At 70.4% G+C, this 4,218-nt stretch carries 3 protein-coding genes; 1 reads left to right on the top strand and 2 read right to left on the bottom strand.

Features of this window, described 5'->3' with window-relative positions:
• Positions 1-724 (bottom strand): carboxyl transferase domain-containing protein (locus B3611_RS04155; RefSeq protein WP_291313822.1); only part of this gene is annotated, 724 nt, incomplete at its 3' end.
• A gap of 206 nt (positions 725-930) precedes the next feature.
• Here B3611_RS04155 and B3611_RS04150 point away from each other — a divergent pair.
• Positions 931-2,583, top strand: coding sequence for an NAD-dependent epimerase/dehydratase family protein (locus tag B3611_RS04150; protein ID WP_291313821.1), 1,653 nt, complete (start codon positions 931-933; stop codon positions 2,581-2,583).
• 1,016 nt (positions 2,584-3,599) lie between these two features.
• Here the strand turns inward: B3611_RS04150 and B3611_RS04145 are convergent.
• The coding region (locus tag B3611_RS04145; protein WP_349676573.1) for a catalase-related domain-containing protein at positions 3,600-4,218 on the bottom strand (619 nt) is incomplete at its 5' end.

The raw sequence follows: 4,218 nt of genomic DNA, 5'->3' as shown, positions 1-4,218 counted from the left end.
CGGCATCGGTCTCGGCGACCAGCTGGGCCAGGCCCGAGCTGGTGGCGTGCACGGCAGGCCCACCGAGGGAGTCGGCGGTGGCCTCTGCGCCGCTGACCTTGGTCACCACGTCCGGGTCGGTGAGGTGCAGCGAGGCGCCCTCGGCCATGATGATCAGATCCGCCAGCGGCACGGGCACCGCGGAGAGGCCCGCGGTGGGGCCGGCGACCACGGCGATCTGCGGGATGAGGCCGGAGGCCTGGGTCGCGGCGCGGAGGATCCGCGCCTGCATCGCGGCGGCGACCACACCCTCCCGCATGCGGGGGCCGGCGGAGTCGTAGATGCCGACCACCGGAACACCGGTCTTGGTGGCGAGCTCGTAGAGCTTGAGCACCTTCTCCGCGTAGACCTCGCCGACGGCGCCCTGGAAAATGGAGGCGTCCTGGGAGAACACGCAGACCCGGCGGCCGTCGATAAGCCCGTAGCCCGTGATCACGCCGTCCGTCGGTGGCTTGGTGCGGTCCATCTTGTAGGCCTCGACGCGGTGGCGGGCGAGGGCGTCGGTCTCCACGAAGGAACCGGCATCCAGGAGCTTCTCCACGCGCTCGCGGGCGGTGGACCGGCCGGCGGCGTGGATCTCGTCAACGGCATCGCGACCAACCGGCGCCTGGGCCTCCTCCAAGCGGTTGCGGAGATCCTCCAGGCGACCCGCCGTGGTGGTCAAATCCGGTTTCGTTGAACTCATAGCGCCCCAGTTTAACGGTCCGATCACTTTACTTGGTGCATGGCTACTGCATTGGCCCGCTCCTACGGGGTGTAAGCGCTTCGCGGGCAAAACGGTTCCCGCTGTTTTGGTGTTTACTGGGCTGCACTAATTAGAACAGTCTTATGCGGGCTTCCCGGCCACCCGCCGGGCGGGCACCGCCCAGGCAGAGAAGAGAGGTCAGCACCATGAAGATCGCGATCACCGGAGCTTCCGGAAATGTCGGAACCGCGCTGCTCCGCGCCCTGCACGACGACGACACCGTCACCGACATCGTGGGGATTTCCCGCCGCGTCCCGCCCGAGGGCGAGGAGCCCTACGCCGGCGTGGAGTGGCACAGCATCGACGTCGGTGCCGCCGCCAGCGAGGAGGAGACGGTTCCCGCCCTCGCCGAGGCCTTCGAGGGGGCGGACTCCGTGGTGCACCTTGCGTGGATCATCTACCCCAACCACGACCGCGAGCTGCTGCGCCGCGTCAACGTGGAGGGAACCCGCCGCGTGCTCGAGGCCTGCGTGCGCGCCGGGGTGAAGCACGTCGTTGTCGCCTCCTCCATCGGTGCCTACAGCCCGGATGAGGCGCGCAAGGACGTCGACGGGCCGACTGACACTCCGCCGCTGCGGGGTGAGGACTTCGAGGCCCGCGGCATCGAGGGCTCCCACTACAGCGAGGACAAGGGCGCCGTGGAGGAGCTTCTCGACGCCTTCGTCACCGCGCACCCCGACATTACCGTCGCCCGCCTGCGCCCCGGCCTGATCTTCCAGGCTGATGCGGCCTCCGAGATCCAGCGTTTCTTCCTCGGTTCCGCGGTGCCGGTCAGCCTCCTGGGCAAGGCGTCCCTGCCCCTGGTGCCCCTGCCACGCGGTGTACGCGCCCAGGCGGTTCACGCCGACGACATTGCGCAGGCCTACCGCCTCACCGCAACCACTGGTGCCAGCGGGGCGTTCAACATCGCCGCCGACGATGTTCTCTACCCGAAGGACTTCGCCGACCTGGTGGGGCAGGGCCGGTTCGTCGAACTTCCGCCGGCCGTCGTACGGGCGGCCGTCACCGCAGCGCACCGTTCCGGAGCGCTGCCCGCGGATGCCGGCTGGGTGGACATGGCCATGGGCGTGCCGTTGATGGACACCACCCGTGCCAAGACCGAACTGGGGTGGCAGCCCACCCGCACGGCGAAAGACTCGGTACGCGAGCTCATCGATGCCATGATCGCGGGCGAGGGCCACGACTCGCCGAGCCTGTGGGCCGAGGATGAGGCGTCGAAGGCTATGCCCCACTTGGGCCTGACGGTGGGGGAGACCGCCGAGGTCGCGGAGAACGGCGCGGCAATCTCACCCGAGGTGGACACCGAGCTTTTGCAGGACTACCTGGCCAACCACCTCACCGGGGCCCGTGGCGCGGTCGAGCGGCTCGACATGATGACGCTGAACTACCAGGACACTCCGGTCTTCCCGCAGATCGCGCAGCTCGCCCGCGAGATCCGTGCCGACCGCGACTTCCTGGAATACCTCACCCACAGCCTCGGCCTGGAGCCGAAGGCCACCCAGAGCGCGGCGGCCTGGGTGAGCGAGAAGGCCGGGCGGCTCAAGCCCAACGGCCGCGCGGTGAAGCGCTCCCCGATGTCCCTGCTGCTGGAGGCAGAGCTCCTGCGCTCCGCCATCGCGGGGAAGATCGGCGGCTGGGAGGTGCTGCGCGACAACGCCTCCCACCTCGGGCTGGCTCCGGAGGTCTTCGAGGAGCTCATCACAGCGGCCCGCGGCCAGCTCGAACTGGCCACCCAGGTTCACGAACACGCTTCCGCGACGGCGTTCCGCACCGACCGGGAGACCTACCGCGGGGAATAGGCGTTCGGCCGGGTGGTTGGGGGGCCCGGCCCGCTCCTTGCGTTGGGGGCATCACACCCACCCGATGCAAAGGAACCCACCATCTCCCCGTCACCCGTTCCCGGCGCATCCCCGCGATCCACGTCCTCGACCGCCACAGCTCCCGGGGGGGGAGAGGTGGCTGTGGCGGCCGCGGTTGACGGCTAGACGGCCTTTCTCCGTCACGAGAAGGCCTCCTCCCGCTTCGAGGCCCTGGCGCCCGTGGTGGAGGCGTGGACTGAGGTACGGCGCCACCAGGACGGGGGGAATGGTGATCTACCTCGGGGACTCCACGGTGCGTGCCCTCTTGTCCGACACCGCCGACGCCCGACCGGGCCTGGAGGTTCGCAGCGCGGCCACCGAGTGGCGCTGCGCGCGTCCCGGGAGGCCTGCCGCCAGTCGCTCCCCGGCACCCTCAGCCCCGAGTGCCCGGACGAACCGGAGGTGCCGGAGTGGGAGGCGCGGCGCGTCTACGCGACCGACGCCCCGCAGCAGCCGCGCGACAGCCTGGGTGGGGATCGCCACGGTGGGTTCGACGGGGAAAGTTCAGGTGAAGCAGGTTCGGGCCGCGACGGTGGCGGAAGGCGAGTTCGCGGCCATCGCCATGGTGCTCACGCGGTTGAAAAGGTGCAGGTCCGTCGAAACCGTGGACAACCTCACGGACTCCCTCACCGCCGCCCGGGTACTCAACGCGGGTGCCACGCGCCCGGGGGCCGGCGACCACGAGAGGCTGTGCCTGCGCTGGCTGGAGCAGGTCCGAGGAACGGGGGTGGTGGAGGTGCGGGTCAGCTGGGTGCGCGGCCACGACGGCAACGCGCTCAACGAACTGGCGGACCGCGCGGCGGTGGCCGCCCAGCGTTGCGGCCAGTGGGGCCAGCCGACGCAGGGTTCCGCCGCCTCGATCCGCGCGGAACTGCACGAGCTGCTCGATGCCGCGGACGTCCGCACCTTCGTACCCGCCACGCCGCCTCCGCGGGAGGCGGCGGGCGCGGCCTGGGCTATCGGTCCCAGACGCGGTGGGAGGCGAGCAGCTCCGTCACCGGGGCCGCGGCCTGGGAGGGGGAGGCGACGGCGACGATGCCGGGCTGGTTGACTGCGACGCGCGCGGTGCCCAGCGCGACGGGGGCGTCATCGCCCGCGAGGACGATGGCCTTCTTGTGACGTTCGAACTCGCCCAGCATCGTGGCCACTGCCGGTGTCGCGGGCGGGTTGACCACGACGGCAGCGTCGAACTCGATGGACCGGGCGGTGAGGTACGTGCGGGACACGGACACCTCTGCACCGTCGAGAGTCAGTGTGCCGCCCCGGTCGGAGACGACGAGGGGGGTGACGCCGGCGTCGAAAAGCTCGTTGAGCAGGGTTCCAACCCCGTCCACCGGGTCGCTCGAGTTGACCAGAACCGCCACCTGGCGGCCGTCGACAGGCCAGGTCTTGCCCACCTGGGATAGCGCGGGCGACGGAGTGACATCCGCGACCTCGTGCGGCTGCGGGTGCGGCAGACCGAGGTTGTCCGCGACGGTCTCGGCGAGCCCCTGGTCCACGTGTGCGAGAACGTCCAGGTAGCGCAGCTTGACCGCTTCCTCGTAGCATTTGCCCAGCTCGAAGGAGAATGCCTGG

Origin of the sequence: Corynebacterium sp. UBA2622 (assembly GCF_002339505.1) — a bacterium.
Taxonomy (GTDB): Bacteria; Actinomycetota; Actinomycetes; order Mycobacteriales; family Mycobacteriaceae; genus Corynebacterium.
Note: the sequence above shows the minus strand (reverse complement) of the source record. Positions and strands in the feature narration are given on the sequence as shown.